The organism is Enterobacter sp. UPMP2052 (genome assembly GCF_053709675.1).
Window position 1 is genome coordinate 179,744 of record NZ_JBSKJR010000005.1, and the last position, 22,263, is coordinate 202,006.

The window sequence follows — 22,263 nt, forward strand, 5'->3', positions numbered from 1 at the left end:
CCGGTGGCGGCTGCGCCTTACCGGGCCTACTCCCGGATTGTAGTCCCGGTAGCGTAGCGCCACCGGACAATAACATCAGGTACTTTCCTGAAGGCTTCGCGCATACATCCGCCCTTCGGCGGCCAGTGCGCGCAGGCTGGGATCCTGCTCGCGGTTGCGGGCAAAGACGATGGCGATCAACTGCTGCATCTGATACGGCTGCGCCAGCTTCAGTAGCTGAACCGAGTTCTCATACACTTTCTTCATCCTCCCCGGCATCAGCGTAAAACCGACCCCCGCCTGCACCAGGCTCAACATAGAGAAAATGTCGTTCACGCGCGTGACGATTTCCGGCTCGAATCCGGCGATGTGGAACGCTTCCTGGAACCCGGCGTAGGTGGCGAACCCTTCTGCCAGCGCGACGAATTTCTGATCTTTATAATCACGCAGGTCGGCCAGCTCGCCGGTGTTGAGGGACGCAGACGCGGGTGCGGCAAGGAAAATATCGTCGTGGAACAGGGGAAGCACTTCAAGACTGTTACGATCGATATCGCTTTCGGAAATGGAGATTAAAATCGCGTCCAGCGAGCCTTCGTCCAGCATATGCAGCAACGTTTCGTTGGAGCCCATCGTCAGGTCCATCTCCAGGTCCGGACGGCGCAGCTTCATGCCCATGATCAGGCGCGGTACGGTCTCCAGCGTTAGCGAATAAAGCGTGCCTACGCGCAGCCGCCCCTGACCTATACCGGCAATTTTACGGGACTCTTCCACGCCGCGCGCCATGACCTGCATCACCTCCTGGCAATACTCCAGCAGCGTCCAGGCGGAGGGGAGCGCAATCAGGTTGCGCCCCTTATGGGTGAAGAGCGGGCAGCGCACGTTCTCTTCCAGGGTGTGCAGCGCGCGGTGCACGCTGACGCCGCTGAGACCCAGAGTTTCGGCGGTACGCGCGATATTGCCCTTCTCCATGAACGTCATGAAGATGCTGAGCTTGCGAAATGTAATGTCGCTCGTGGTATCGAAACTCATACTCCTCCCGGCGGTTTAGTCGGCCTGTAGCATCGCTTCCAGCTGTTCCTGGGCGTCCAGCCACGCCATCTCACACTCTTCGAGGCTGGATTTGGTTTTGGCCTGTGTTTGCAGGCAGTCCGTCAGCTCGGCCTTGCGGCTCTGATCGTACAGCTCGCTGTCGCCCAGCTTCTCTTCAACGGCCGCAAGCGTGGCGTTGAGCTTTTCCATCTCTTTTTCCAGACGCGCGATCTCTTTACGCAGCGGTTGCGTCTGGGTGCGCAGTTCCGCTTCCCGGCGCTTCTGGTCTTTACGCGCCTGCGCGCTGTTGGCGTTGTCTTTTGCCGACTCGTCCGGCTGGTTTTCCTGCTTCTGCACGTCCGTCAGCCACTGCTGATAGTCTTCCAGATCGCCGTCGAACGGTTCGACTTTGCCGTCGTGCACCAGGTAGAGATCGTCCGTGGTGGAGCGGATCAGGTGACGATCGTGCGAGACCACCACCAGCGCGCCTTCGAACTCAATCAGCGCTTCGGTCAGCGCCTGACGCATGTCGAGATCCAGGTGGTTGGTCGGTTCATCGAGCAGCAGCAGGTTCGGACGCTGCCAGACGATCAGCGCCAGCACCAGACGGGCTTTTTCACCGCCGGAGAAGCGCTCGGTATTCTCGGTGACTTTATCACCCTGGAAACCAAACCCGCCGAGGTAGTCGCGCAGCTTCTGCTCCATCTCCTGCGGTGCCAGCCGCGCCAGGTGCTGAATCGGCGATTCATCCGCGCGTAAAAATTCCAGCTGGTGCTGGGCGAAGTAGCCAAGCTTAATGCCTTTCGCCAGACCGATTTCGCCGCTGACCGGGTTAAGCTCGCCCGCCAGCAGTTTGATCAGCGTTGATTTACCGGCACCGTTACGCCCCAGCAGACCAATACGTGAACCCGGCACCAGGTTGAGCTTGATAGAGTCGAGAATCGTACGCTCGCCATAGCCAGCGCTGACCTTTTCCATCTTCAGCAGCGGGTTCGGCAGGCTCTCCGGCGCGCGGAAGCTGAAGTGGAACGGGTTATCGACGTGCGCAGGCGCAATCATCTCCATGCGTTCCAGCATCTTAATGCGGCTTTGCGCCTGTTTGGCCTTCGAGGCTTTCGCTTTGAAACGATCGACAAAGCTCTGCAGGTGCGCCACGCGCTGCTGCTGGCTTTCATACATCGATTGTTGCTGGGCAAGACGCGTTGCGCGCTGGCGCTCGAAGGAGCTGTAGTTGCCGGTGTATTCGAACATCGTTTGCTGTTCGATATGGATAATTTTATCCACCACCGGATCGAGGAAGTCGCGGTCGTGGGAAATCAGAATCAGAGTGCCCTGATAGCTCTTGAGCCACTTCTCCAGCCAAATAACCGCATCGAGATCGAGGTGGTTGGTCGGTTCATCAAGCAGCAGTAAATCAGAGCGGCAAATCAGCGCCTGCGCCAGGTTAAGGCGCATACGCCAGCCGCCGGAGAAGTCGCTCACCGGGCGTTCGAGCTGGTCGTTGCTAAAGCCGAGGCCGTGCAGCAGGCTGGAGGCGCGGGAGCGGATGGTCCACGCGTCGATGGCGTCCAGCTTGCCGTGAACGGTGGCGATGGCGTGGCCGTCGTTGCGCTCGTTTGCGGCATTGAGCTCCGCTTCCAGCTTGCGGTATTCGCGGTCGCCGTCAATCACATAGTCGAGCGCCGGTTCGCTCAGCGCGGGCGTCTCCTGGTTAACCCAGGCGAGCTGCCAGTTTCCGGGGTAGGTAAAGTTCCCGCCGTCAGCGCTAATCTCGTTTTTCAGCAGCGCCAGCAGGGTGGATTTACCGCAGCCGTTTTTGCCGACCAGCCCGACCTTCTGGCCAGGGTTAATGGTGGCAGTGGCGTTGTCCAGCAGGACGCGCACGCCGCGACGAATTTGTAACGAGGAGAAAACAATCATAGAAGCGCCGTATGTTCCGACTATGTTAATTTGTCATTATGATAATGTAAGGTGTGGACCATTTGCCGCCGCACCGGGCCGCCATGGTAGCCCAAAACAACAACGATACACAAAAACAGAAACAGGACCGGGAGGGGAATGATGTCTCAGACAGCCAAAGTGCTGCTGCTGTATGCCCATCCGGAATCTCAGGACTCGGTGGCGAACCGGGTGCTGCTTAAGCCGGCGACACAGCTCAGCAACGTAACAGTGCACGATCTCTACGCGCACTATCCTGATTTCTTTATTGATATTCCCCACGAGCAGGAACTGCTGCGTCAGCATGACGTAATCGTGTTCCAGCATCCTCTTTATACCTATAGCTGCCCGGCGCTGCTGAAAGAGTGGCTGGACCGCGTGCTCAGCCGGGGCTTTTCAAGTGGGGTAGGGGGCAACCAGCTGGCGGGAAAGTACTGGCGTAGCGTGATTACCACCGGAGAGCCGGAAAGCGCCTACCGTCACGATGGTCTCAACCGCTATCCGATGAGCGATATCCTGCGCCCGTTTGAGCTGACGGCGGCGATGTGCCGTATGCACTGGCTGAACCCAATTATTGTCTACTGGGCGCGACGTCAGGATCCGAAGGCGCTGGCGAGCCATGCCAAAGCGTATGGCGACTGGCTGGCATCGCCGATTCAGGCGGGAGGACGCTGATGGAAGGTTCCAATTTACTGTTAGCCGGCGTGCTCTTTTTATTTGCGGCGGTCGTTGCCGTGCCGCTGGCTGCCCGGATCGGCATCGGTGCGGTGCTGGGCTATCTGCTGGCGGGTATCGCCATCGGCCCCTGGGGGCTGGGATTCATCAGCGACGTGGATGAAATCCTCCACTTCTCCGAGCTGGGCGTGGTGTTCCTGATGTTCATCATCGGCCTTGAGCTGAACCCGTCCAAGCTGTGGCAACTTCGGCGCTCGATCTTCGGCGTGGGGGCCGCGCAGGTGTTATGCAGCGCCGCGATACTTGCCGTGCTGCTAATGCTGACGGACTTTTCGTGGCAGGCCGCCGTCATTGGCGGGATCGGGCTGGCGATGTCCTCCACCGCGATGGCACTGCAGCTGATGCGCGATAAAGGCATGAACCGCAACGAAGCAGGCCAACTGGGCTTTTCGGTGCTGCTGTTCCAGGACTTGGCGGTTATCCCGGCACTGGCGCTGGTGCCGCTGCTCGCGGGATCGGGTGATGACAGTTTCGACTGGGTCAAAATCTCCATGAAGGTGCTCGCCTTTGCGGGCATGTTGATTGGTGGACACTTTTTATTACGCCCGGTGTTTCGGTTTATTGCCGCCTCCGGCGTGCGCGAGGTGTTTACCGCCGCGACGCTGCTGCTGGTACTTGGCTCGGCGCTGTTTATGGATGCGCTGGGGCTGTCGATGGCGCTCGGGACATTTATCGCAGGCGTGCTTCTGGCGGAAAGCGAGTACCGCCACGAGCTGGAAACGGCCATCGATCCATTCAAAGGACTGCTGTTAGGGCTGTTCTTTATTTCGGTGGGCATGGCGCTCAACCTTGGCGTGCTCTATACCCATCTGCTGTGGGTGATAATGAGCGTGGCCGTGCTGGTGGCGGTGAAAACGCTGGTGCTGTATGTGCTGGCGCGCATTTACGGGCTGCGCAGTTCGGAGAGAATGCAGTTCGCCAGCGTGCTGAGCCAGGGCGGTGAATTTGCGTTTGTGCTGTTCTCGACGGCATCGTCGCAGAAGCTGTTTAAAGACGACCAGATGGCGCTGCTGCTGGTGACGGTGACGCTGTCGATGATGACCACACCGCTGCTGATGAAGCTGGTGGATAAACTGCTGTCGCGCCGACTGAACCCGGTGGACGACGAAGCGGAAACCCCGTGGGTGGAGGACGATAAACCGCAGGTGATTATCGTGGGTTTTGGTCGCTTCGGGCAGGTGATTGGCCGCCTGTTAATGGCCAACAAAAAGCGTATCACCGTACTGGAGCGGGATATCAGCGCGGTGAACCTGATGCGAAAATATGGCTATAAGGTTTACTACGGCGATGCCACGCAGCTTGAACTGCTGCGCTCCGCTGGTGCGGAAGCGGCGGAATCGATCGTTATCACCTGTAACGATCCGGAAGACACGATGAAGCTGGTGGAACTGTGCCAGCAGCATTTCCCGCACCTGCACATTCTGGCGCGTGCGCGCGGACGTGTGGAAGCTCACGAACTTTTGCAGGCGGGTGTGAAACACTTCTCCCGCGAAACCTTCTCAAGCGCCCTGGAGTTGGGGCGTAAAGCGCTGGTGTCGCTGGGGATGCATCCTCACCAGGCCCAGCGCGCACAGATGCACTTCCGCAGGCTTGATATGCGTATGCTGCGCGAGCTGATGCCGGTGCATTCAGATACGGCGCAGATCTCCCGCGTGCGGGAAGCGCGTCGCGAGCTGGAAGAAATTTTTCAGCGCGAGATGCAGCAGGAACGACGCCAGCTCGACGGCTGGGATGAATTTGAATAAAGGGTAACGAAAGATGGCTGTACGTAAACGCTTTATCGCGGGCGCAAAATGCCCATCCTGCCAGGCGCAAGATACGCTGGCCATGTGGCGTGAAAATAATATCGATATTGTTGAGTGTGTTAAGTGCGGCCACCAGATGCGCGAGGCTGACAAAGAGGCCCGCGATCACGTTCGCAAAGAAGAGCAAGTGATCGGCATTTTTCATCCGGACTAGCGATATGCCCTGAGTTTTTTTAAGCTAAAGGGTACACGGGTGCAGATTTCCGCTACAATCTGCGCCAGTAATTTTCCCACGCTCAGGAGATATCATGAAAGTAGCAAAAGACCTGGTGGTCAGCCTGGCCTATCAGGTACGTACAGAAGACGGTGTGTTGGTTGATGAGTCTCCGGTGAGTGCGCCGCTGGACTACCTGCATGGTCACGGTTCCCTGATCTCCGGCCTGGAAACCGCGCTGGAAGGTCATGAAGTTGGCGATAAATTTGACGTTGCTGTTGGCGCAAACGACGCTTATGGCCAGTACGACGACAACCTGGTTCAGCGCGTTCCTAAAGACGTGTTCATGGGCGTTGACGAGCTGCAGGTTGGCATGCGCTTCCTGGCTGAAACTGACCAGGGTCCAGTACCGGTTGAGATCACTGAAGTTGAAGACGACCACGTTGTGGTTGACGGCAACCACATGCTGGCTGGCCAGAACCTGAAGTTCAACGTTGAAGTTGTTGCGATCCGTGAAGCAACCGAAGAAGAACTGGCTCATGGCCACGTTCACGGTGCGAACGGTCACGACCATGACCACGATCACGGTCATGACGGCTGCTGCGGTGGTCACGGCCACGATCACGACCATGGTCACGAGCACGGTAAAGGTGGTTGCGGCGGCAATGGTGGCTGCGGCTGCCATTAATTCCGATACGCGGAAAATAAAAAAGCGGGATTGTTATCCCGCTTTTTTTACGCCTCAATAATGAGGTGGGGGCGTCTCTTCAGACTGAGAGGCAATGTGCGATGACTGCGTGGCCTTCACCTTTTCAGTGAGCAGTCGCATCAGGTCCCTGAGTTTTGCCATTTCCAGTTCGTGCGCAGTCACCGTCTGGTTAAGCTCTTCGATGGTGATGTCCTGAAAAGCCAGGCGGCTTTCCAGTTCAGCCAGTCTCGCTTCAATCATTGTGTCCTTCATCATTCACCTCGTTTATATCTAACGCTTTCGTGGGCCAGCGGCGGCGAAGTTTAACTGAGTTTATCCTTAAGTACAGTATCCATCCCCTTGGCAAGAAACTTATTTAAACAAAAATAGTCTGAAAAGAGGCGAGAATTGGAAGTGTCTGTCTGTAGATTTCTTCCGCAACGATTTATAGTACGTCACTCATTTACGTTTAATGCTGGGGTGAGAGTCCCCAGGCCCTGGAGATATGGATGAAATCACTGTTTAAAGTTACGCTGCTGGCGACCACGATGGCAGTTGCGCTGAACGCACCGCTGTCTTTCGCTGCTGATACTGCTGCGAAGCCTGCTGCGACTGCAGACAGCAAAGCGGCGTTTAAAAATGACGACCAGAAATCCGCCTATGCACTCGGCGCGTCTCTGGGTCGTTACATGGAAAACTCTCTGAAAGAGCAAGAAAAACTGGGCATCAAACTGGACAAAACTCAGCTGATCGCGGGTGTTCAGGATGCGTTTGCCAACAAGAGCAAACTGTCTGACCAGGAAATCGAGCAAACTCTGCAGGCGTTTGAAGCACGCGTGAAAGGCGCAGCTCAGACCAAAATGGAAGCAGATGCGAAAGATAACGAAGCAAAAGGTAAAGCCTACCGCGATGCCTTTGCTAAAGAAAAAGGCGTAAAAACCTCCTCTACCGGCCTGGTCTATAAAGTAGAGAAAGAAGGTACCGGCGCGTCTCCGAAAGACAGCGATACCGTAGTGGTTAACTACAAAGGTACGCTGACCGATGGTAAAGAGTTCGATAACTCCTATACCCGTGGTGAACCGCTCTCCTTCCGTCTGGATGGTGTTATCCCTGGCTGGACTGAAGGCCTGAAGAACATCAAGAAAGGCGGTAAAATCAAGCTGGTCATTCCACCGGATCTGGCTTACGGCAAAACGGGCGTTCCGGGTATCCCTGCCAACTCTACGCTGGTCTTTGATGTAGAGCTGCTGGACATCAAACCGGCTCCGAAAGCGGATGCGAAACCAGACGCTGCAGCTGACCAAAAAGCAGCAGCAGACGCGAAGAAGTAATGCGATAAACGCCGCCGCCTTTAAGGCGGCGGTTTTTTTATTGTGGGGCAGAGATAATTAACACTGGAAAGCGTTATACACGCTGTATTAATTTAGTTGTCCGTGTAGATAATGAGCCTGCCCTGACAACGTAACGACAGGCTCCTGAAAAGGAGTGTTTTTTTCATGTCCAGGTCGCTTTTAACCAACGAAACCAGTGAGCTTGATTTGCTGGATCAACGTCCTTTCGATCAGACCGACTTCGATATTCTGAAATCCTACGAAGCGGTGGTGGACGGGTTAGCGATGCTCATTGGGTCCCACTGCGAAATCGTTTTGCACTCCTTGCAAGATTTGAAGTGTTCCGCCATCCGTATTGCGAACGGTGAACATACCGGCCGTAAAATTGGTTCGCCCATCACCGACCTTGCTTTGCGTATGCTGCATGATATGACCGGCGCGGACAGCAGCGTCTCTAAATGCTATTTCACCCGCGCCAAAAGCGGCGTGTTGATGAAATCTGAAACCATCGCCATTCGCAACCGCGAGCACCGCGTTATCGGGCTGCTGTGCATCAACATGAACCTTGATGTGCCGTTCTCGCAAATTATGAGCACCTTCGTTCCGCCGGAGACACCAGACGTTGGCTCGTCCGTGAACTTTGCCTCATCGGTTGAAGATCTTGTGACCCAGACGCTGGAGTTCACTATCGAAGAAGTGAATGCCGATCGCAACGTCTCCAACAACGCCAAGAATCGTCAGATCGTGCTGAATCTCTACGAGAAAGGGATTTTTGATATCAAAGATGCCATTAACCAGGTGGCCGACCGTCTGAATATCTCTAAGCACACCGTTTATCTGTACATCCGTCAGTTCAAAAGCGGTGATTTCGCAGGGCAAGATAAGTAATGCGTTTTGCGTTAATGGTGACAGGCCCGGCATACGGCACCCAGCAGGCCAGCAGCGCGTTGCAGTTCGCCCATGCGCTCATTGAAGCCGGGCACGAGCTGGCGAGCGTCTTTTTCTATCGGGAAGGGGTCTATAACGCCAACCGGTTTACGTCGCCGGCGAACGATGAGTTTGACCTGGTGCGTGCCTGGCAGGCGTTAAATGAAACGCAGGGCGTTGAGCTGCACATCTGCGTGGCCGCCGCGCTGCGCCGCGGCATTACCGATGCCGCAGAGGCCGAACGTCTTGGGTTACCTGGCGCGAACCTGCAGCCTGGATTTTCGCTCAGTGGCCTTGGCGCGTTGGCGCAGGCTGCGCTGACCTGCGACAGAGTGGTGCAATTCTGATGAAACGTGTCGCTTTTGTATTTACCTCGGCACCCCACGGGAGCACGTCAGGCAGAGAAGGGCTGGATGCGTTACTGGCGACATCAGCCTTAACGGAAGATATCGGCGTGTTCTTTTTGGGCGACGGGGTTTTCCAGCTGCTGGCAGGCCAACACCCGCAGGCTATCCTCGCGCGCGATTACATCGCGACCTTTAAGGTGCTGCCGCTCTATGACATTGATACATATTATGTGTGCGCTGATTCATTAGCCGCTCGCGGGCTCAATGATAAGACGCCTTTCGTGCTGGATGCGACGATCCTGCCCTCCGGTGCGCTGCGCGAACACCTTTCTCACTATGATACTGTTCTGACTTTCTGAGGCCGTCATGCTCCATACCCTGAGTCATTCACCCTGGCAATGTGATATCGACGCGCTACTGAGCATGCTGCGCGAAGGTGATGATCTCCTGCTGATACAGGATGGGGTCATCGCAGCGCTCGACGGCAGTCGCTTCGTTGAAATTCTCAGCAATGCCCCCATATCCCTCTCTGCGCTTAAAGACGATCTGGATGCGCGAGGTCTTACTGGTCAAATTTCAGCCAAAATTGACGTGGTTGGCTATACTGATTTCGTCAATCTTACTGTGAAGCATGCCAGTCAAATGAACTGGTGATTTGAGATCGCTGTATATTTCTTGACACCTTTTCGACGTGGCCCTAAAATTTCGCGTCCTCATATTGTATGAGGTCGATTTATTACGTGTTTACGAAGCAAAAGCTAAAACCAGGAGCTATTTAATGGCAACAGTTAACCAGCTGGTACGCAAACCACGCGCTCGCAAAGTTGCAAAAAGCAACGTGCCTGCGCTGGAAGCCTGCCCGCAGAAACGTGGCGTATGTACTCGTGTATATACCACCACTCCTAAGAAACCAAACTCCGCACTGCGTAAAGTATGCCGTGTGCGTTTGACTAACGGTTTTGAAGTGACTTCCTACATCGGTGGTGAAGGTCACAACCTGCAGGAGCACTCCGTGATCCTGATCCGTGGCGGTCGTGTTAAAGACCTTCCGGGTGTTCGTTACCACACCGTTCGTGGTGCGCTTGACTGCTCTGGTGTTAAAGACCGTAAGCAGGCTCGCTCCAAGTACGGCGTGAAGCGTCCTAAGGCTTAATGGTTCTCCGTTAAGTAAGGCCAAACTGATTTATCTTAATGTCAAACTAAACTCGTAGAGTTTTGGACAATCCTGAATTAACAACGGAGTATTCCCATGCCACGTCGTCGCGTCATTGGTCAGCGTAAAATTCTTCCAGATCCGAAGTTCGGATCAGAACTGCTGGCAAAATTTGTAAATATCCTGATGGTAGATGGTAAAAAATCTACTGCAGAAGCAATCGTATACAGCGCGCTTGAGACCCTGGCTCAGCGTTCTGGTAAAAATGAACTGGAAGCTTTCGAAGTCGCTCTCGACAACGTGCGCCCGACTGTAGAAGTTAAGTCTCGCCGCGTTGGTGGTTCTACTTACCAGGTTCCAGTTGAAGTTCGTCCGGTTCGTCGTAATGCTCTGGCAATGCGTTGGATCGTTGAAGCTGCTCGTAAACGCGGTGATAAATCCATGGCTCTGCGTCTGGCGAACGAACTTTCTGATGCTGCAGACAACAAAGGTACTGCAGTTAAGAAACGTGAAGACGTTCACCGTATGGCAGAAGCCAACAAGGCGTTCGCACACTACCGTTGGTAATCCCTTCGGAGTCATAGTCACCAGGCGGGCGCTTCAGAGAAGCCGCCCGCTCTGGGTTACTTAACTGAACGCCTAAAGATATAAACGAGGAATCAAATGGCTCGTACAACACCCATCGCACGCTACCGTAACATCGGTATCAGTGCGCACATCGACGCCGGTAAAACCACTACTACCGAACGTATTCTGTTCTACACCGGTGTAAACCATAAAATCGGTGAAGTTCATGACGGCGCAGCCACCATGGACTGGATGGAACAGGAGCAGGAGCGTGGTATTACTATCACCTCCGCAGCGACTACTGCATTCTGGTCAGGTATGGCTAAGCAGTACGAACCGCATCGCGTAAACATCATCGACACCCCAGGGCACGTTGACTTCACCATCGAAGTAGAACGTTCCATGCGTGTTCTTGACGGCGCGGTAATGGTTTATTGCGCAGTTGGTGGTGTTCAGCCACAGTCTGAAACCGTATGGCGTCAGGCGAACAAATATAAAGTTCCACGCATCGCGTTCGTTAACAAAATGGACCGTATGGGTGCTAACTTCCTGAAAGTTGTTGGTCAGATCAAAACCCGTCTGGGCGCGAACCCTGTTCCGCTGCAGCTGGCAATCGGTGCTGAAGAAGCTTTCACCGGCGTTATCGACCTGGTGAAAATGAAAGCCATCAACTGGAACGAAGAAGACGCAGGCGTTACCTTCACTTACGAAGATATCCCAGCAGACATGCAGGACCTGGCTGACGAATGGCACCAGAACCTGATCGAGTCCGCAGCGGAAGCTTCTGAAGAGCTGATGGAAAAATACCTGGGTGGTGAAGAACTGACTGAAGAAGAGATCAAGCAAGCTCTGCGTCAGCGCGTTCTGAACAACGAAATCATCCTGGTAACCTGTGGTTCTGCGTTCAAGAACAAAGGTGTTCAGGCGATGCTGGATGCGGTAATTGATTACCTGCCATCCCCGGTTGACGTTCCTGCGATCAACGGCATCCTGGACGACGGTAAAGATACTCCGGCTGAGCGTCACGCAAGTGATGACGAGCCGTTCTCTGCACTGGCGTTCAAAATTGCTACCGACCCATTCGTGGGTAACCTGACCTTCTTCCGCGTTTACTCTGGTGTGGTTAACTCCGGTGACACCATCCTGAATTCCGTGAAAGCGGCGCGTGAACGTTTTGGCCGTATCGTACAGATGCACGCTAACAAACGTGAAGAGATCAAAGAAGTTCGTGCGGGCGACATCGCTGCAGCAATCGGTCTGAAAGACGTGACCACTGGTGACACACTGTGTAACCCGGATCACCCGATCATTCTGGAGCGTATGGAATTCCCAGAGCCGGTAATCTCTATCGCCGTTGAACCAAAAACCAAAGCTGACCAGGAAAAAATGGGTCTGGCTCTGGGCCGTCTGGCTAAAGAAGACCCATCATTCCGCGTATGGACTGATGAAGAATCTAACCAGACCATCATCGCTGGTATGGGTGAACTGCACCTGGACATCATCGTTGACCGTATGAAGCGTGAATTCAACGTTGAAGCGAACGTGGGTAAACCTCAGGTAGCTTACCGTGAAGCGATTCGCTCTAAAGTTACCGATGTTGAAGGTAAACACGCTAAGCAGTCTGGTGGTCGCGGTCAGTACGGTCACGTTGTGATCGACATGTACCCACTGGAGCCGGGCTCTAACCCTAAAGGTTACGAGTTCATCAACGACATCAAAGGTGGTGTAATTCCTGGTGAATACATCCCTGCCGTTGATAAAGGCATCCAGGAGCAGCTGAAAGCTGGTCCTCTGGCTGGTTACCCGGTTGTTGACATGGGTGTTCGTCTGCACTTCGGTTCTTACCACGACGTTGACTCCTCTGAACTGGCGTTTAAACTGGCTGCGTCTATTGCCTTTAAAGAAGGCTTTAAGAAAGCGAAACCAGTTCTGCTTGAGCCAATCATGAAGGTTGAAGTAGAGACTCCTGAAGAGAACACCGGTGACGTTATCGGTGACTTGAGCCGTCGTCGCGGTATGCTGCGCGGTCAGGAATCCGAAGTAACTGGCGTTAAGATCCACGCTGAAGTTCCGCTGTCTGAAATGTTCGGATATGCAACTCAGCTGCGTTCTCTGACCAAAGGTCGTGCATCATACACCATGGAATTCCTGAAGTATGATGATGCGCCTAACAACGTTGCTCAGGCCGTTATCGAAGCCCGTGGTAAGTAATCCACAGGATTAAAACCTAAGTCCCGTGCTCTCTCCGAAGGGGAGAGCACTATAGTAAGGAATATAGCCGTGTCTAAAGAAAAATTTGAACGTACAAAACCGCACGTCAACGTTGGTACTATCGGCCACGTTGACCATGGTAAAACTACCCTGACCGCTGCAATCACTACCGTACTGGCTAAAACCTACGGCGGTGCTGCTCGTGCATTCGACCAGATCGATAACGCACCAGAAGAAAAAGCTCGTGGTATCACCATCAACACATCCCACGTTGAATATGACACCCCGACTCGCCACTACGCACACGTAGACTGCCCAGGCCACGCCGACTATGTTAAAAACATGATCACCGGTGCTGCGCAGATGGACGGCGCGATCCTGGTTGTTGCTGCGACTGACGGCCCAATGCCTCAGACTCGTGAGCACATCCTGCTGGGTCGTCAGGTAGGCGTTCCTTTCATCATCGTGTTCCTGAACAAGTGCGACATGGTTGATGACGAAGAGCTGCTGGAACTGGTAGAGATGGAAGTTCGTGAACTGCTGTCTCAGTACGATTTCCCAGGCGACGACACTCCAATCGTTCGTGGTTCCGCGCTGAAAGCGCTGGAAGGCGAAGCAGAGTGGGAAGAGAAAATCATCGAACTGGCTGGCTTCCTGGATTCTTACATCCCAGAACCAGAGCGTGCGATTGACAAGCCATTCCTGCTGCCAATCGAAGACGTATTCTCCATCTCCGGTCGTGGTACCGTTGTTACCGGTCGTGTAGAGCGCGGTATCATCAAAGTTGGTGAAGAAGTTGAAATCGTTGGTATCAAAGAGACTGCTAAGTCTACCTGTACTGGCGTTGAAATGTTCCGCAAACTGCTGGACGAAGGCCGTGCTGGTGAGAACGTTGGTGTTCTGCTGCGTGGTATCAAACGTGAAGAAATCGAACGTGGTCAGGTTCTGGCGAAGCCAGGCTCAATCAAGCCACACACCAAGTTCGAATCTGAAGTGTACATCCTGTCCAAAGACGAAGGCGGCCGTCATACTCCGTTCTTCAAAGGCTACCGTCCACAGTTCTACTTCCGTACAACTGACGTGACCGGTACCATCGAACTGCCAGAAGGCGTAGAGATGGTAATGCCAGGCGACAACATCAAGATGGTTGTGACACTGATCCACCCAATCGCGATGGACGACGGTCTGCGTTTCGCAATCCGTGAAGGCGGCCGTACCGTTGGCGCGGGCGTTGTTGCTAAAGTTCTGGGCTAATTAATTATCCCTGAATTAAAAAGGACGCTTCGGCGTCCTTTTTTGTTTTCTGCGATTTAGTGCTGTCACAAATTTTCGCATTTTTTGTACTCTCCCGACGCGTATCCTGCGGCTTGTGCTATTGTAATCATAACCATTCTCACTTACACTTTGCGCATATTTTGAACGGGAGTGTGTATGTACGTTTGTCTTTGTAATGGTGTGAGTGATAAAAAAATTCGTCAGGCCGTTCGTCAATTTCAGCCACAATCCTTCCAGCAACTGCGCAAGTTTGTTCCAGTGGGAAATCAATGCGGTAAGTGCGTTCGTGCTGCCCGTGAGATCATGCAGGATGAACTGATGCAGATCCCAGAATTCAAAGAGATTGCCTGAGCGCCTCTCTTTTTTTTGACATCCCTGTAGCCCGTTCTACGCTTCAATGAGTGGAAGCGGAGGGACTATATAATGAAAGGTGATGTTAAAATCATAAGTTATCTCAATAAATTATTGGGAAATGAGCTTGTCGCAATCAACCAGTATTTTCTTCATGCAAGAATGTTCAAAAACTGGGGCCTGACGCGCCTCAACGATGTTGAATACCACGAATCCATCGATGAGATGAAACACGCCGATAAGTACATCGAGCGTATTTTATTCCTTGAAGGCATTCCTAACCTGCAGGATCTCGGCAAACTGGGCATCGGCGAAGACGTCGAGGAGATGCTCCGTTCCGATCTGAATCTTGAGCTTGAAGGAGCGAAAGATCTGCGTGAGGCTATCGCCTATGCCGATAGCGTCCATGATTACGTTAGCCGCGACATGATGATTCAGATTCTGGCCGATGAAGAAGGCCACATCGACTGGCTTGAAACCGAGCTGGATCTGATCAGCAAAATAGGCCTGCCGAACTATCTTCAGTCGCAGATCAAAGTGGAAAGTTAATCAGACTTTGCCAGCCGACGCATAAACCCGCTGCTGCCAGAAATGGTCCAAAAGGCAGTGGGTTTTTTAATGGCTCTTTTTCAGGATGCCATAAAGAGAGAATAAGAAGATAAAGGAGCGCCATCAGCGCAGCAGCGAGTGCCAGAACGGGCAAAATGCACCAGCCATGCCATGCTCCTAGCGCCGCCAGGTATTTTACGTCGCCATAGCCCAACCCCTCGCGATGACAAACCAGTCGATACCCCCAGTAGATTGCCGCGAAACCCAGATAGCCTGCCATCGCGCCAGCCACTGCGCTGGGGAGAAACTGCGGGTGAAGGCAAAGCTGGAAAAGCAGTCCTGTCCAGAGGAGCGGGCACACGTAGCGGTCCGGTAGTAACCCGGAGCGAACATCTTCGCGTACCAGTAAAGCCGTAAGCAATAAATAGATGAGGAGAAAGGGCAGGGCAGTCAGCATGTCATCATCCTTGAAAAGAGGTTTTGCGCATCTTCCTCACAACGTTGACGGCTAACAAATTGAAAAATGAAGTCCTGCGTGGCGGCTTCAAGGAAAGAGTTGAAAAGCGAAGCGTTGCCAGAACGTTTGCGAGGGGCTGCGCATAATGACTCTCTGGCGCTTATTTTCTAAACGACACTTGCGTCTTGCGCATATTTACGTATAATGCGCGGGCTTGTCGTAATTGACGGCGGGTTCAATCAGAACCGGAGTGACTCATTTTGTTGCTCAACAATGCTCCCAATTGGGGAGCTACGTAAGAACGGTTACACTCTCCCATCAATCGTAATGGGTTTGAGGAGTAATCATTTTCGTTTATAAAATAATTGGAGCTCTGGTCTCATGCAGAACCAAAGAATCCGTATCCGCCTTAAAGCGTTTGATCATCGTCTGATCGATCAATCAACCGCGGAAATCGTCGAGACTGCTAAGCGCACTGGTGCGCAAGTCCGTGGTCCGATCCCGCTGCCGACCCGCAAAGAGCGCTTTACCGTTCTGATCTCTCCGCACGTTAACAAAGACGCGCGTGATCAGTACGAAATCCGCACTCACAAGCGTCTGGTTGACATCGTTGAGCCAACTGAGAAAACCGTTGATGCTCTGATGCGTCTGGATCTGGCTGCCGGTGTAGACGTGCAGATCAGCCTGGGTTAATCAGGTCATCGAGCGATTGAGAGGTTGATACAATGATTGGTTTAGTCGGTAAAAAAGTGGGCATGACCCGCATCTTCACTGAAGATGGCGTTTCAATCCCAGTAACCGTAATCGAAGTTGAAGCAAACCGCGTTACTCAGGTTAAAGATCTGGCTAACGATGGCTACCGCGCTGTTCAGGTGACCACTGGTGCTAAAAAAGCTAACCGTGTAACCAAACCAGAAGCGGGTCACTTCGCTAAAGCTGGCGTTGAAGCTGGCCGTGGTCTGTGGGAATTCCGTCTTGCTGAAGGCGAAGAGTTCACCGTAGGTCAGGATATTAGCGTTGAGCTGTTTGCTGACGTTAAAAAAGTTGACGTAACCGGTACCTCTAAAGGTAAAGGTTTTGCTGGTACCGTTAAGCGCTGGAACTTCCGTACCCAGGACGCTACTCACGGTAACTCCTTGTCTCACCGCGTTCCGGGTTCTATCGGTCAGAACCAGACTCCGGGCAAAGTGTTCAAAGGCAAGAAAATGGCAGGTCAGCTGGGTAACGAACGTGTAACCGTTCAGAGCCTGGACGTAGTACGTGTTGACGCTGAGCGCAACCTGCTGCTGGTTAAAGGTGCAGTTCCGGGTGCAACCGGTAGCGACCTGATCGTTAAACCAGCTGTGAAGGCGTAAGGGGATAGCAATGGAATTAGTATTGAAAGACGCGCAGAGCGCGCTGACTGTTTCCGAAACTACCTTCGGTCGTGATTTCAACGAAGCGCTGGTTCACCAGGTTGTAGTTGCTTATGCAGCTGGTGCTCGTCAGGGTACTCGTGCTCAGAAGACTCGTGCTGAAGTAACTGGTTCCGGCAAAAAGCCGTGGCGCCAGAAAGGTACCGGCCGTGCGCGTTCAGGTTCTATCAAGAGCCCGATCTGGCGTTCAGGTGGCGTGACCTTCGCTGCGCGTCCTCAGGACCACAGTCAAAAAGTTAACAAAAAGATGTACCGCGGCGCGCTGAAAAGCATTCTGTCCGAACTGGTACGTCAGGATCGTCTGATCGTTGTCGAATCATTCTCTGTTGAAGCGCCTAAAACTAAGCTGCTGGCACAGAAACTGAAAGACATGGCTCTGGAAGATGTGCTGATCATCACCGGTGAGCTGGACGAGAACCTGTTCCTGGCTGCGCGCAACCTGCACAAGGTTGACGTACGCGATGCAACTGGTATCGACCCGGTTAGCCTGATCGCCTTCGACAAAGTCGTAATGACTGCTGATGCTGTTAAGCAAGTTGAGGAGATGCTGGCATGATTCGTGAAGAACGTCTGCTGAAGGTGCTTCGCGCACCGCACGTTTCTGAAAAAGCGTCTACTGCGATGGAAAAAACTAACACCATCGTTCTCAAAGTTGCTAAAGACGCGACCAAAGCAGAGATCAAAGCTGCTGTGCAGAAACTGTTTGAAGTCGAAGTCGAAGTCGTTAACACCCTGGTTGTTAAAGGGAAAGTTAAACGTCACGGACAGCGTATCGGTCGTCGTAGCGACTGGAAAAAAGCTTACGTCACCCTGAAGGAAGGCCAGAACCTGGACTTCGTTGGCGGCGCTGAGTAAGTCGGAGGAGTAATACAATGGCAGTTGTTAAATGTAAACCGACATCTCCGGGTCGTCGCCACGTAGTTAAAGTGGTTAACCCTGAGCTGCACAAGGGCAAGCCTTTTGCTCCGTTGCTGGAAAAAAACAGCAAATCCGGTGGTCGTAACAACAATGGCCGTATCACCACTCGTCACATCGGTGGTGGCCACAAGCAGGCTTATCGTATTGTTGACTTTAAACGCAACAAAGACGGTATCCCAGCAGTTGTTGAGCGTCTTGAGTACGATCCGAACCGTTCCGCGAACATCGCGCTGGTTCTGTACAAAGATGGCGAACGCCGTTACATCCTGGCCCCTAAAGGCCTGAAAGCTGGCGACCAGATTCAGTCTGGCGTTGATGCTGCAATCAAAGCAGGTAACACCCTGCCGATGCGCAATATCCCGGTTGGTTCTACCGTTCATAACGTAGAAATGAAACCAGGTAAAGGCGGTCAGCTGGCACGTTCCGCTGGTACTTACGTTCAGATCGTTGCGCGTGATGGTGCTTATGTCACCCTGCGTCTGCGTTCTGGTGAAATGCGTAAAGTCGAAGCAGACTGCCGCGCTACTCTGGGCGAAGTTGGCAATGCTGAGCATATGCTGCGCGTTCTGGGTAAAGCAGGTGCTGCACGCTGGCGTGGTGTTCGTCCTACCGTTCGCGGTACTGCGATGAACCCAGTCGATCACCCACATGGTGGTGGTGAAGGTCGTAACTTTGGTAAGCACCCGGTATCTCCGTGGGGCGTTCAGACCAAAGGTAAGAAGACCCGCAGCAACAAGCGTACTGATAAATTTATCGTACGTCGCCGTAGCAAATAATTTTAGAGGATAAGCCATGCCACGTTCTCTCAAGAAAGGTCCTTTTATTGACCTGCACTTGCTGAAGAAGGTAGAGAAAGCGGTGGAAAGCGGAGACAAGAAGCCCCTGCGCACTTGGTCCCGTCGTTCAACGATCTTTCCTAACATGATCGGTTTGACCATCGCTGTCCATAATGGTCGTCAGCACGTTCCAGTCTTTGTTACCGACGAAATGGTTGGTCACAAACTGGGTGAATTCGCACCGACTCGTACTTATCGCGGCCACGCTGCTGATAAAAAAGCGAAGAAGAAATAAGGTAGGAGGAAGAGATGGAAACTTTAGCTCAACATCGCCATGCTCGTTCTTCTGCACAGAAGGTTCGCCTTGTTGCTGACCTGATTCGCGGTAAGAAAGTGTCGCAGGCCCTGGACATCCTGACCTATACCAACAAGAAAGCTGCGGTATTGGTCAAGAAAGTACTGGAATCTGCCATTGCTAACGCTGAACACAACGATGGCGCTGACATCGACGATCTGAAAGTCGCGAAAATTTTCGTAGATGAAGGCCCAAGCATGAAGCGCATTATGCCGCGTGCGAAAGGTCGTGCAGATCGCATCCTGAAGCGCACCAGCCACATTACTGTGGTTGTGTCCGATCGCTGAGACTCTGGAGACTAGCAATGGGTCAGAAAGTACATCCTAATGGTATTCGCCTGGGTATTGTAAAACCATGGAACTCTACCTGGTTTGCGAACACCAAAGAATTCGCTGACAACCTGGACAGCGATTTTAAAGTACGTCAGTACCTGACTAAGGAACTGGCTAAAGCGTCTGTATCTCGTATCGTTATCGAGCGTCCAGCTAAGAGCATCCGTGTGACTATTCACACTGCTCGCCCTGGCATCGTAATCGGTAAGAAAGGCGAAGACGTAGAAAAACTGCGCAAGGTCGTAGCGGATATCGCTGGCGTTCCTGCACAGATCAATATCGCTGAAGTTCGTAAGCCTGAACTGGACGCTAAATTGGTTGCTGACAGCATCACTTCACAGCTGGAACGTCGTGTTATGTTCCGTCGTGCTATGAAGCGTGCTGTACAGAACGCAATGCGTCTGGGCGCTAAAGGTATCAAAGTTGAAGTTAGCGGCCGTCTGGGCGGCGCGGAAATCGCACGTACCGAATGGTACCGCGAAGGTCGCGTACCGCTGCACACTCTGCGTGCTGACATCGACTACAACACCTCTGAAGCGCACACCACTTACGGTGTAATCGGCGTTAAGGTATGGATCTTCAAAGGTGAGATCCTGGGTGGTATGGCTGCTGTTGAACAACCGGAAAAACCGGCTGCTCAACCTAAAAAGCAGCAGCGTAAAGGCCGTAAATAAGGAGCGTCGCTGATGTTACAACCAAAGCGTACAAAATTCCGTAAAGTGCACAAAGGCCGCAACCGTGGTCTGGCGCAGGGTACGGATGTTAGCTTCGGCACTTTCGGTCTGAAAGCTGTTGGCCGTGGTCGTCTGACTGCACGTCAGATCGAAGCAGCACGTCGTGCAATGACCCGTGCAGTTAAGCGTCAAGGTAAGATCTGGATCCGTGTATTCCCGGACAAACCGATCACCGAGAAGCCACTGGAAGTTCGTATGGGTAAAGGTAAAGGTAACGTGGAGTACTGGGTTGCCTTGATCCAACCGGGCAAAGTCCTTTATGAAATGGACGGTGTTCCGGAAGAGCTGGCCCGTGAAGCCTTCGGCCTGGCAGCAGCGAAACTGCCTATCAAAACCACCTTTGTAACTAAGACGGTGATGTAATGAAAGCAAAAGAGCTGCGTGAAAAAAGCGTTGAAGAGCTGAACGCTGAGCTGCTGAACCTGCTGCGTGAGCAGTTCAACCTGCGTATGCAGGCTGCAAGTGGCCAGCTGCAACAGACTCACCTGCTGAAGCAAGTGCGTCGCAATGTTGCACGCGTTAAGACTTTACTGACTCAGAAGGCGGGTGCGTAATGACCGATAAAATCCGTACTCTGCAAGGTCGTGTTGTTAGCGACAAAATGGAGAAATCCATGGTTGTTGCTATCGAACGTTTCGTGAAACACCCGATCTACGGTAAATTCATCAAACGTACGACCAAACTGCACGTACATGACGAGAACAACGAATGTGGTATCGGCGACAAGGTTGAAATCCGTGAATGCCGTCCACTGTCCAAGACTAAGTCCTGGACGCTGGTTCGCGTTGTAGAGAAAGCGGTTCTGTAATAGAGTACGCATTCTCAATACGAATAAACGGCTCAGCGATGAGCCGTTTATTTTTTCTACCCATATTGCAGAAGCGGTGTTATAATGCCGCGCCCTCGATATGGGGCTTTTTAACGGCTCTGATTTTAGAGTCTCAGGTAGTAGTTGACATTAGCGGAGCACTAAAATGATCCAAGAACAGACTATGCTGACCGTCGCCGACAACTCCGGTGCACGTCGCGTAATGTGTATCAAGGTTCTGGGTGGCTCGCACCGTCGCTACGCAGGCGTAGGCGACATCATCAAGATCACCATCAAGGAAGCAATTCCACGTGGTAAGGTCAAAAAAGGTGATGTGCTGAAGGCGGTAGTGGTGCGCACCAAGAAGGGTGTTCGTCGCCCTGACGGTTCTGTCATTCGCTTCGATGGTAATGCATGCGTTATTTTGAACAATAACAGCGAGCAGCCTATCGGCACGCGTATCTTTGGGCCGGTAACTCGTGAACTTCGTACTGAAAAGTTCATGAAAATTATCTCTCTGGCACCAGAAGTACTCTAAGGAGCGAATCATGGCAGCGAAAATCCGTCGTGATGACGAAGTTATCGTGTTAACCGGTAAAGATAAAGGTAAACGCGGTAAAGTAAAAAATGTTCTGTCTTCCGGCAAACTCGTCGTTGAAGGTATCAACCTGGTTAAGAAACATCAGAAGCCGGTTCCGGCCCTGAACCAACCAGGTGGCATCGTTGAAAAAGAAGCTGCTATTCAGGTTTCTAACGTTGCTCTCTTCAATGCGGCTACCGGCAAGGCTGACCGTGTAGGCTTTAGATTCGAAGACGGCAAAAAAGTCCGTTTCTTCAAATCTACAAGTGAAACTATCAAGTAATTTGGAGTAGTACGATGGCGAAACTGCATGATTACTACAAAGACGAAGTAGTTAACAAACTCATGACTGAGTTTAACTACAATTCTGTCATGCAAGTCCCTCGGGTCGAGAAGATCACCCTGAACATGGGTGTTGGTGAAGCGATCGCTGACAAGAAACTGCTGGATAACGCAGCAGCTGACCTGACAGCAATCTCCGGTCAAAAACCGCTGATCACCAAAGCACGCAAATCTGTTGCAGGCTTCAAAATCCGTCAGGGCTATCCGATCGGCTGTAAAGTAACTCTGCGTGGCGAACGCATGTGGGAGTTCTTTGAGCGCCTGATCACTATTGCTGTTCCACGTATCCGTGACTTCCGTGGCTTGTCCGCTAAGTCTTTCGACGGTCGTGGTAACTACAGCATGGGTGTCCGTGAGCAGATCATCTTCCCAGAAATCGACTACGATAAAGTCGACCGCGTGCGTGGTTTGGATATTACCATTACCACTACTGCGAAATCTGATGAAGAAGGCCGTGCTCTGCTGGCTGCCTTTGACTTCCCGTTCCGCAAGTAAGGTAGGGTTACT

General features: G+C 52.8%; 33 protein-coding genes. 29 read left to right on the forward strand and 4 right to left on the reverse strand.

All coding sequences use genetic code 11. The features are described from left to right. Nucleotides 1-75 precede the first annotated feature (75 nt). Complete coding sequence (locus ACWKX3_RS15730) at nt 76-1,008, reverse strand: LysR family transcriptional regulator (RefSeq protein ID WP_137273269.1); 933 nt, start codon at nt 1,006-1,008, stop codon at nt 76-78. Nucleotides 1,009-1,023: 15 nt separating this feature from the next. Next, nucleotides 1,024-2,928, reverse strand: coding sequence for an ABC transporter ATP-binding protein (locus ACWKX3_RS15735; protein ID WP_040078336.1), 1,905 nt, complete (start codon nt 2,926-2,928; stop codon nt 1,024-1,026). Nucleotides 2,929-3,069: 141 nt separating this feature from the next. On the opposite strand from ACWKX3_RS15735, the gene kefG reads away from it, so the two are divergent. The 4 genes from kefG to slyD all read left to right on the forward strand — a co-directional run bounded on the left by kefG (nt 3,070) and on the right by slyD (nt 6,328). Beyond that, on the forward strand, nt 3,070-3,621 hold the full coding sequence (gene kefG, locus ACWKX3_RS15740) for a glutathione-regulated potassium-efflux system ancillary protein KefG (protein WP_161975921.1): 552 nt from the start codon (nt 3,070-3,072) through the stop codon (nt 3,619-3,621). Beyond that, nucleotides 3,621-5,426, forward strand: coding sequence for a glutathione-regulated potassium-efflux system protein KefB (gene kefB, locus ACWKX3_RS15745; protein WP_454542062.1), 1,806 nt, complete (start codon nt 3,621-3,623; stop codon nt 5,424-5,426). The genes kefG and kefB overlap by 1 nt, the downstream gene beginning before the upstream one ends. Before the next feature lie 13 nt (nt 5,427-5,439). Further along, nucleotides 5,440-5,640 carry a YheV family putative zinc ribbon protein gene (locus ACWKX3_RS15750; protein ID WP_003861689.1) on the forward strand — a complete coding sequence of 67 codons (201 nt, stop codon included), beginning with the start codon at nt 5,440-5,442 and terminating at the stop codon, nt 5,638-5,640. Between the two features lie 94 nt (nt 5,641-5,734). After that, the gene (gene slyD / locus ACWKX3_RS15755) at nt 5,735-6,328 is read left to right on the forward strand and encodes a peptidylprolyl isomerase (RefSeq protein ID WP_088209203.1); all 594 of its coding nucleotides are present in this window, start codon (nt 5,735-5,737) and stop codon (nt 6,326-6,328) included. Between the two features lie 54 nt (nt 6,329-6,382). Here slyD and ACWKX3_RS15760 read toward each other — a convergent pair whose 3' ends face one another. Beyond that, nucleotides 6,383-6,601: a protein SlyX gene (locus ACWKX3_RS15760; protein WP_042321599.1), complete on the reverse strand. Its 219-nt coding sequence runs from the start codon at nt 6,599-6,601 to the stop codon at nt 6,383-6,385. 236 nt (nt 6,602-6,837) lie between these two features. Here ACWKX3_RS15760 and fkpA point away from each other — a divergent pair, with 236 nt between their 5' ends. The 11 genes from fkpA (at nt 6,838) to bfr (ending at nt 15,039) form a co-directional block, all read left to right on the forward strand. Beyond that, nucleotides 6,838-7,659 carry an FKBP-type peptidyl-prolyl cis-trans isomerase gene (fkpA, locus tag ACWKX3_RS15765; protein ID WP_006177827.1) on the forward strand — a complete coding sequence of 274 codons (822 nt, stop codon included), beginning with the start codon at nt 6,838-6,840 and terminating at the stop codon, nt 7,657-7,659. 165 nt (nt 7,660-7,824) lie between these two features. Further along, entirely contained in the window at nt 7,825-8,547 is a 723-nt protein-coding gene (locus ACWKX3_RS15770; RefSeq protein WP_058609456.1) for a helix-turn-helix transcriptional regulator, read from the forward strand. Beyond that, entirely contained in the window at nt 8,547-8,933 is a 387-nt protein-coding gene (gene tusD, locus ACWKX3_RS15775) for a sulfurtransferase complex subunit TusD (protein ID WP_101738390.1), read from the forward strand. The genes ACWKX3_RS15770 and tusD overlap by 1 nt, the downstream gene beginning before the upstream one ends. Continuing rightward, nucleotides 8,933-9,292 carry a sulfurtransferase complex subunit TusC gene (gene tusC / locus ACWKX3_RS15780; protein WP_006177824.1) on the forward strand — a complete coding sequence of 120 codons (360 nt, stop codon included), beginning with the start codon at nt 8,933-8,935 and terminating at the stop codon, nt 9,290-9,292. Before tusD ends, tusC begins: the two co-directional genes overlap by 1 nt. A gap of 7 nt (nt 9,293-9,299) precedes the next feature. Next, entirely contained in the window at nt 9,300-9,587 is a 288-nt protein-coding gene (gene tusB / locus ACWKX3_RS15785) for a sulfurtransferase complex subunit TusB (RefSeq protein ID WP_006177823.1), read from the forward strand. A gap of 124 nt (nt 9,588-9,711) precedes the next feature. Next, entirely contained in the window at nt 9,712-10,086 is a 375-nt protein-coding gene (gene rpsL / locus ACWKX3_RS15790) for a 30S ribosomal protein S12 (protein ID WP_000246815.1), read from the forward strand. A gap of 96 nt (nt 10,087-10,182) precedes the next feature. After that, on the forward strand, nt 10,183-10,653 hold the full coding sequence (rpsG, locus tag ACWKX3_RS15795) for a 30S ribosomal protein S7 (RefSeq protein ID WP_004106370.1): 471 nt from the start codon (nt 10,183-10,185) through the stop codon (nt 10,651-10,653). 96 nt (nt 10,654-10,749) lie between these two features. Continuing rightward, nucleotides 10,750-12,864, forward strand: coding sequence for an elongation factor G (gene fusA / locus ACWKX3_RS15800; protein WP_006177819.1), 2,115 nt, complete (start codon nt 10,750-10,752; stop codon nt 12,862-12,864). A 69-nt stretch (nt 12,865-12,933) separates the two neighbouring features. Continuing rightward, entirely contained in the window at nt 12,934-14,118 is a 1,185-nt protein-coding gene (gene tuf, locus ACWKX3_RS15805; protein WP_039274549.1) for an elongation factor Tu, read from the forward strand. A 177-nt stretch (nt 14,119-14,295) separates the two neighbouring features. After that, nucleotides 14,296-14,490, forward strand: a complete 195-nt coding sequence (gene bfd / locus ACWKX3_RS15810) for a bacterioferritin-associated ferredoxin (protein ID WP_003863268.1) — start codon at nt 14,296-14,298, stop codon at nt 14,488-14,490. A 72-nt stretch (nt 14,491-14,562) separates the two neighbouring features. Continuing rightward, a complete protein-coding gene (gene bfr / locus ACWKX3_RS15815) occupies nt 14,563-15,039 on the forward strand; it encodes a bacterioferritin (protein WP_006178925.1) in 477 nt (158 codons plus the stop codon). Here the strand turns inward: bfr and ACWKX3_RS15820 are convergent. Then, nucleotides 15,023-15,496, reverse strand: a complete 474-nt coding sequence (locus ACWKX3_RS15820) for a prepilin peptidase (RefSeq protein WP_337285996.1) — start codon at nt 15,494-15,496, stop codon at nt 15,023-15,025. The two genes, bfr and ACWKX3_RS15820, sit on opposite strands and share 17 nt — an antisense overlap. Before the next feature lie 381 nt (nt 15,497-15,877). On the opposite strand from ACWKX3_RS15820, the gene rpsJ reads away from it, so the two are divergent. From rpsJ to rplE, 14 genes are all read left to right on the forward strand, one after another. After that, nucleotides 15,878-16,189, forward strand: a complete 312-nt coding sequence (gene rpsJ / locus ACWKX3_RS15825; RefSeq protein WP_001181005.1) for a 30S ribosomal protein S10 — start codon at nt 15,878-15,880, stop codon at nt 16,187-16,189. Between the two features lie 32 nt (nt 16,190-16,221). Continuing rightward, nucleotides 16,222-16,851 carry a 50S ribosomal protein L3 gene (gene rplC / locus ACWKX3_RS15830; RefSeq protein WP_006178923.1) on the forward strand — a complete coding sequence of 210 codons (630 nt, stop codon included), beginning with the start codon at nt 16,222-16,224 and terminating at the stop codon, nt 16,849-16,851. Nucleotides 16,852-16,861: 10 nt separating this feature from the next. Then, the gene (rplD, locus tag ACWKX3_RS15835; protein ID WP_003031119.1) at nt 16,862-17,467 is read left to right on the forward strand and encodes a 50S ribosomal protein L4; all 606 of its coding nucleotides are present in this window, start codon (nt 16,862-16,864) and stop codon (nt 17,465-17,467) included. Then, nucleotides 17,464-17,766, forward strand: a complete 303-nt coding sequence (gene rplW, locus ACWKX3_RS15840; RefSeq protein ID WP_000617546.1) for a 50S ribosomal protein L23 — start codon at nt 17,464-17,466, stop codon at nt 17,764-17,766. The genes rplD and rplW overlap by 4 nt, the downstream gene beginning before the upstream one ends. Nucleotides 17,767-17,783: 17 nt before the next feature. Next, nucleotides 17,784-18,605, forward strand: coding sequence for a 50S ribosomal protein L2 (gene rplB / locus ACWKX3_RS15845; RefSeq protein WP_008457150.1), 822 nt, complete (start codon nt 17,784-17,786; stop codon nt 18,603-18,605). A 16-nt stretch (nt 18,606-18,621) separates the two neighbouring features. Then, nucleotides 18,622-18,900, forward strand: coding sequence for a 30S ribosomal protein S19 (rpsS, locus tag ACWKX3_RS15850; RefSeq protein WP_001138117.1), 279 nt, complete (start codon nt 18,622-18,624; stop codon nt 18,898-18,900). A 14-nt stretch (nt 18,901-18,914) separates the two neighbouring features. After that, nucleotides 18,915-19,247 carry a 50S ribosomal protein L22 gene (gene rplV, locus ACWKX3_RS15855; RefSeq protein WP_002919773.1) on the forward strand — a complete coding sequence of 111 codons (333 nt, stop codon included), beginning with the start codon at nt 18,915-18,917 and terminating at the stop codon, nt 19,245-19,247. A 17-nt stretch (nt 19,248-19,264) separates the two neighbouring features. Then, entirely contained in the window at nt 19,265-19,966 is a 702-nt protein-coding gene (gene rpsC / locus ACWKX3_RS15860) for a 30S ribosomal protein S3 (RefSeq protein ID WP_000529945.1), read from the forward strand. A 12-nt stretch (nt 19,967-19,978) separates the two neighbouring features. Continuing rightward, complete coding sequence (gene rplP / locus ACWKX3_RS15865; protein ID WP_002919759.1) at nt 19,979-20,389, forward strand: 50S ribosomal protein L16; 411 nt, start codon at nt 19,979-19,981, stop codon at nt 20,387-20,389. After that, nucleotides 20,389-20,580, forward strand: a complete 192-nt coding sequence (rpmC, locus tag ACWKX3_RS15870; RefSeq protein WP_003863282.1) for a 50S ribosomal protein L29 — start codon at nt 20,389-20,391, stop codon at nt 20,578-20,580. Before rplP ends, rpmC begins: the two co-directional genes overlap by 1 nt. Then, entirely contained in the window at nt 20,580-20,834 is a 255-nt protein-coding gene (gene rpsQ / locus ACWKX3_RS15875) for a 30S ribosomal protein S17 (RefSeq protein ID WP_006178921.1), read from the forward strand. Before rpmC ends, rpsQ begins: the two co-directional genes overlap by 1 nt. A 166-nt stretch (nt 20,835-21,000) precedes the next feature. Further along, entirely contained in the window at nt 21,001-21,372 is a 372-nt protein-coding gene (gene rplN / locus ACWKX3_RS15880) for a 50S ribosomal protein L14 (protein ID WP_006178920.1), read from the forward strand. A gap of 10 nt (nt 21,373-21,382) precedes the next feature. Beyond that, nucleotides 21,383-21,697, forward strand: a complete 315-nt coding sequence (rplX, locus tag ACWKX3_RS15885) for a 50S ribosomal protein L24 (RefSeq protein WP_006178919.1) — start codon at nt 21,383-21,385, stop codon at nt 21,695-21,697. Between the two features lie 14 nt (nt 21,698-21,711). Then, on the forward strand, nt 21,712-22,251 hold the full coding sequence (gene rplE / locus ACWKX3_RS15890) for a 50S ribosomal protein L5 (RefSeq protein WP_001096206.1): 540 nt from the start codon (nt 21,712-21,714) through the stop codon (nt 22,249-22,251). Nucleotides 22,252-22,263: the final 12 nt, after the last annotated feature.

Bases quoted from the DNA above. Each gene is read 5' to 3' on its own strand.
- ACWKX3_RS15730 (WP_137273269.1), bottom strand. From the start codon at position 1,008: ATGAGTTTCGATACCACGAGCGACATTACATTTCGCAAGCTCAGCATC.
- ACWKX3_RS15735 (WP_040078336.1), bottom strand. From the start codon at position 2,928: ATGATTGTTTTCTCCTCGTTACAAATTCGTCGCGGCGTGCGCGTCCTG.
- kefG (WP_161975921.1), top strand. From the start codon at position 3,070: ATGTCTCAGACAGCCAAAGTGCTGCTGCTGTATGCCCATCCGGAATCT.
- kefB (WP_454542062.1), top strand. From the start codon at position 3,621: ATGGAAGGTTCCAATTTACTGTTAGCCGGCGTGCTCTTTTTATTTGCG.
- ACWKX3_RS15750 (WP_003861689.1), top strand. From the start codon at position 5,440: ATGGCTGTACGTAAACGCTTTATCGCGGGCGCAAAATGCCCATCCTGC.
- slyD (WP_088209203.1), top strand. From the start codon at position 5,735: ATGAAAGTAGCAAAAGACCTGGTGGTCAGCCTGGCCTATCAGGTACGT.
- ACWKX3_RS15760 (WP_042321599.1), bottom strand. From the start codon at position 6,601: ATGAAGGACACAATGATTGAAGCGAGACTGGCTGAACTGGAAAGCCGC.
- fkpA (WP_006177827.1), top strand. From the start codon at position 6,838: ATGAAATCACTGTTTAAAGTTACGCTGCTGGCGACCACGATGGCAGTT.
- ACWKX3_RS15770 (WP_058609456.1), top strand. From the start codon at position 7,825: ATGTCCAGGTCGCTTTTAACCAACGAAACCAGTGAGCTTGATTTGCTG.
- tusD (WP_101738390.1), top strand. From the start codon at position 8,547: ATGCGTTTTGCGTTAATGGTGACAGGCCCGGCATACGGCACCCAGCAG.
- tusC (WP_006177824.1), top strand. From the start codon at position 8,933: ATGAAACGTGTCGCTTTTGTATTTACCTCGGCACCCCACGGGAGCACG.
- tusB (WP_006177823.1), top strand. From the start codon at position 9,300: ATGCTCCATACCCTGAGTCATTCACCCTGGCAATGTGATATCGACGCG.
- rpsL (WP_000246815.1), top strand. From the start codon at position 9,712: ATGGCAACAGTTAACCAGCTGGTACGCAAACCACGCGCTCGCAAAGTT.
- rpsG (WP_004106370.1), top strand. From the start codon at position 10,183: ATGCCACGTCGTCGCGTCATTGGTCAGCGTAAAATTCTTCCAGATCCG.
- fusA (WP_006177819.1), top strand. From the start codon at position 10,750: ATGGCTCGTACAACACCCATCGCACGCTACCGTAACATCGGTATCAGT.
- bfd (WP_003863268.1), top strand. From the start codon at position 14,296: ATGTACGTTTGTCTTTGTAATGGTGTGAGTGATAAAAAAATTCGTCAG.
- bfr (WP_006178925.1), top strand. From the start codon at position 14,563: ATGAAAGGTGATGTTAAAATCATAAGTTATCTCAATAAATTATTGGGA.
- ACWKX3_RS15820 (WP_337285996.1), bottom strand. From the start codon at position 15,496: ATGCTGACTGCCCTGCCCTTTCTCCTCATCTATTTATTGCTTACGGCT.
- rpsJ (WP_001181005.1), top strand. From the start codon at position 15,878: ATGCAGAACCAAAGAATCCGTATCCGCCTTAAAGCGTTTGATCATCGT.
- rplC (WP_006178923.1), top strand. From the start codon at position 16,222: ATGATTGGTTTAGTCGGTAAAAAAGTGGGCATGACCCGCATCTTCACT.
- rplD (WP_003031119.1), top strand. From the start codon at position 16,862: ATGGAATTAGTATTGAAAGACGCGCAGAGCGCGCTGACTGTTTCCGAA.
- rplW (WP_000617546.1), top strand. From the start codon at position 17,464: ATGATTCGTGAAGAACGTCTGCTGAAGGTGCTTCGCGCACCGCACGTT.
- rplB (WP_008457150.1), top strand. From the start codon at position 17,784: ATGGCAGTTGTTAAATGTAAACCGACATCTCCGGGTCGTCGCCACGTA.
- rpsS (WP_001138117.1), top strand. From the start codon at position 18,622: ATGCCACGTTCTCTCAAGAAAGGTCCTTTTATTGACCTGCACTTGCTG.
- rplV (WP_002919773.1), top strand. From the start codon at position 18,915: ATGGAAACTTTAGCTCAACATCGCCATGCTCGTTCTTCTGCACAGAAG.
- rpsC (WP_000529945.1), top strand. From the start codon at position 19,265: ATGGGTCAGAAAGTACATCCTAATGGTATTCGCCTGGGTATTGTAAAA.
- rplP (WP_002919759.1), top strand. From the start codon at position 19,979: ATGTTACAACCAAAGCGTACAAAATTCCGTAAAGTGCACAAAGGCCGC.
- rpmC (WP_003863282.1), top strand. From the start codon at position 20,389: ATGAAAGCAAAAGAGCTGCGTGAAAAAAGCGTTGAAGAGCTGAACGCT.
- rpsQ (WP_006178921.1), top strand. From the start codon at position 20,580: ATGACCGATAAAATCCGTACTCTGCAAGGTCGTGTTGTTAGCGACAAA.
- rplN (WP_006178920.1), top strand. From the start codon at position 21,001: ATGATCCAAGAACAGACTATGCTGACCGTCGCCGACAACTCCGGTGCA.
- rplX (WP_006178919.1), top strand. From the start codon at position 21,383: ATGGCAGCGAAAATCCGTCGTGATGACGAAGTTATCGTGTTAACCGGT.
- rplE (WP_001096206.1), top strand. From the start codon at position 21,712: ATGGCGAAACTGCATGATTACTACAAAGACGAAGTAGTTAACAAACTC.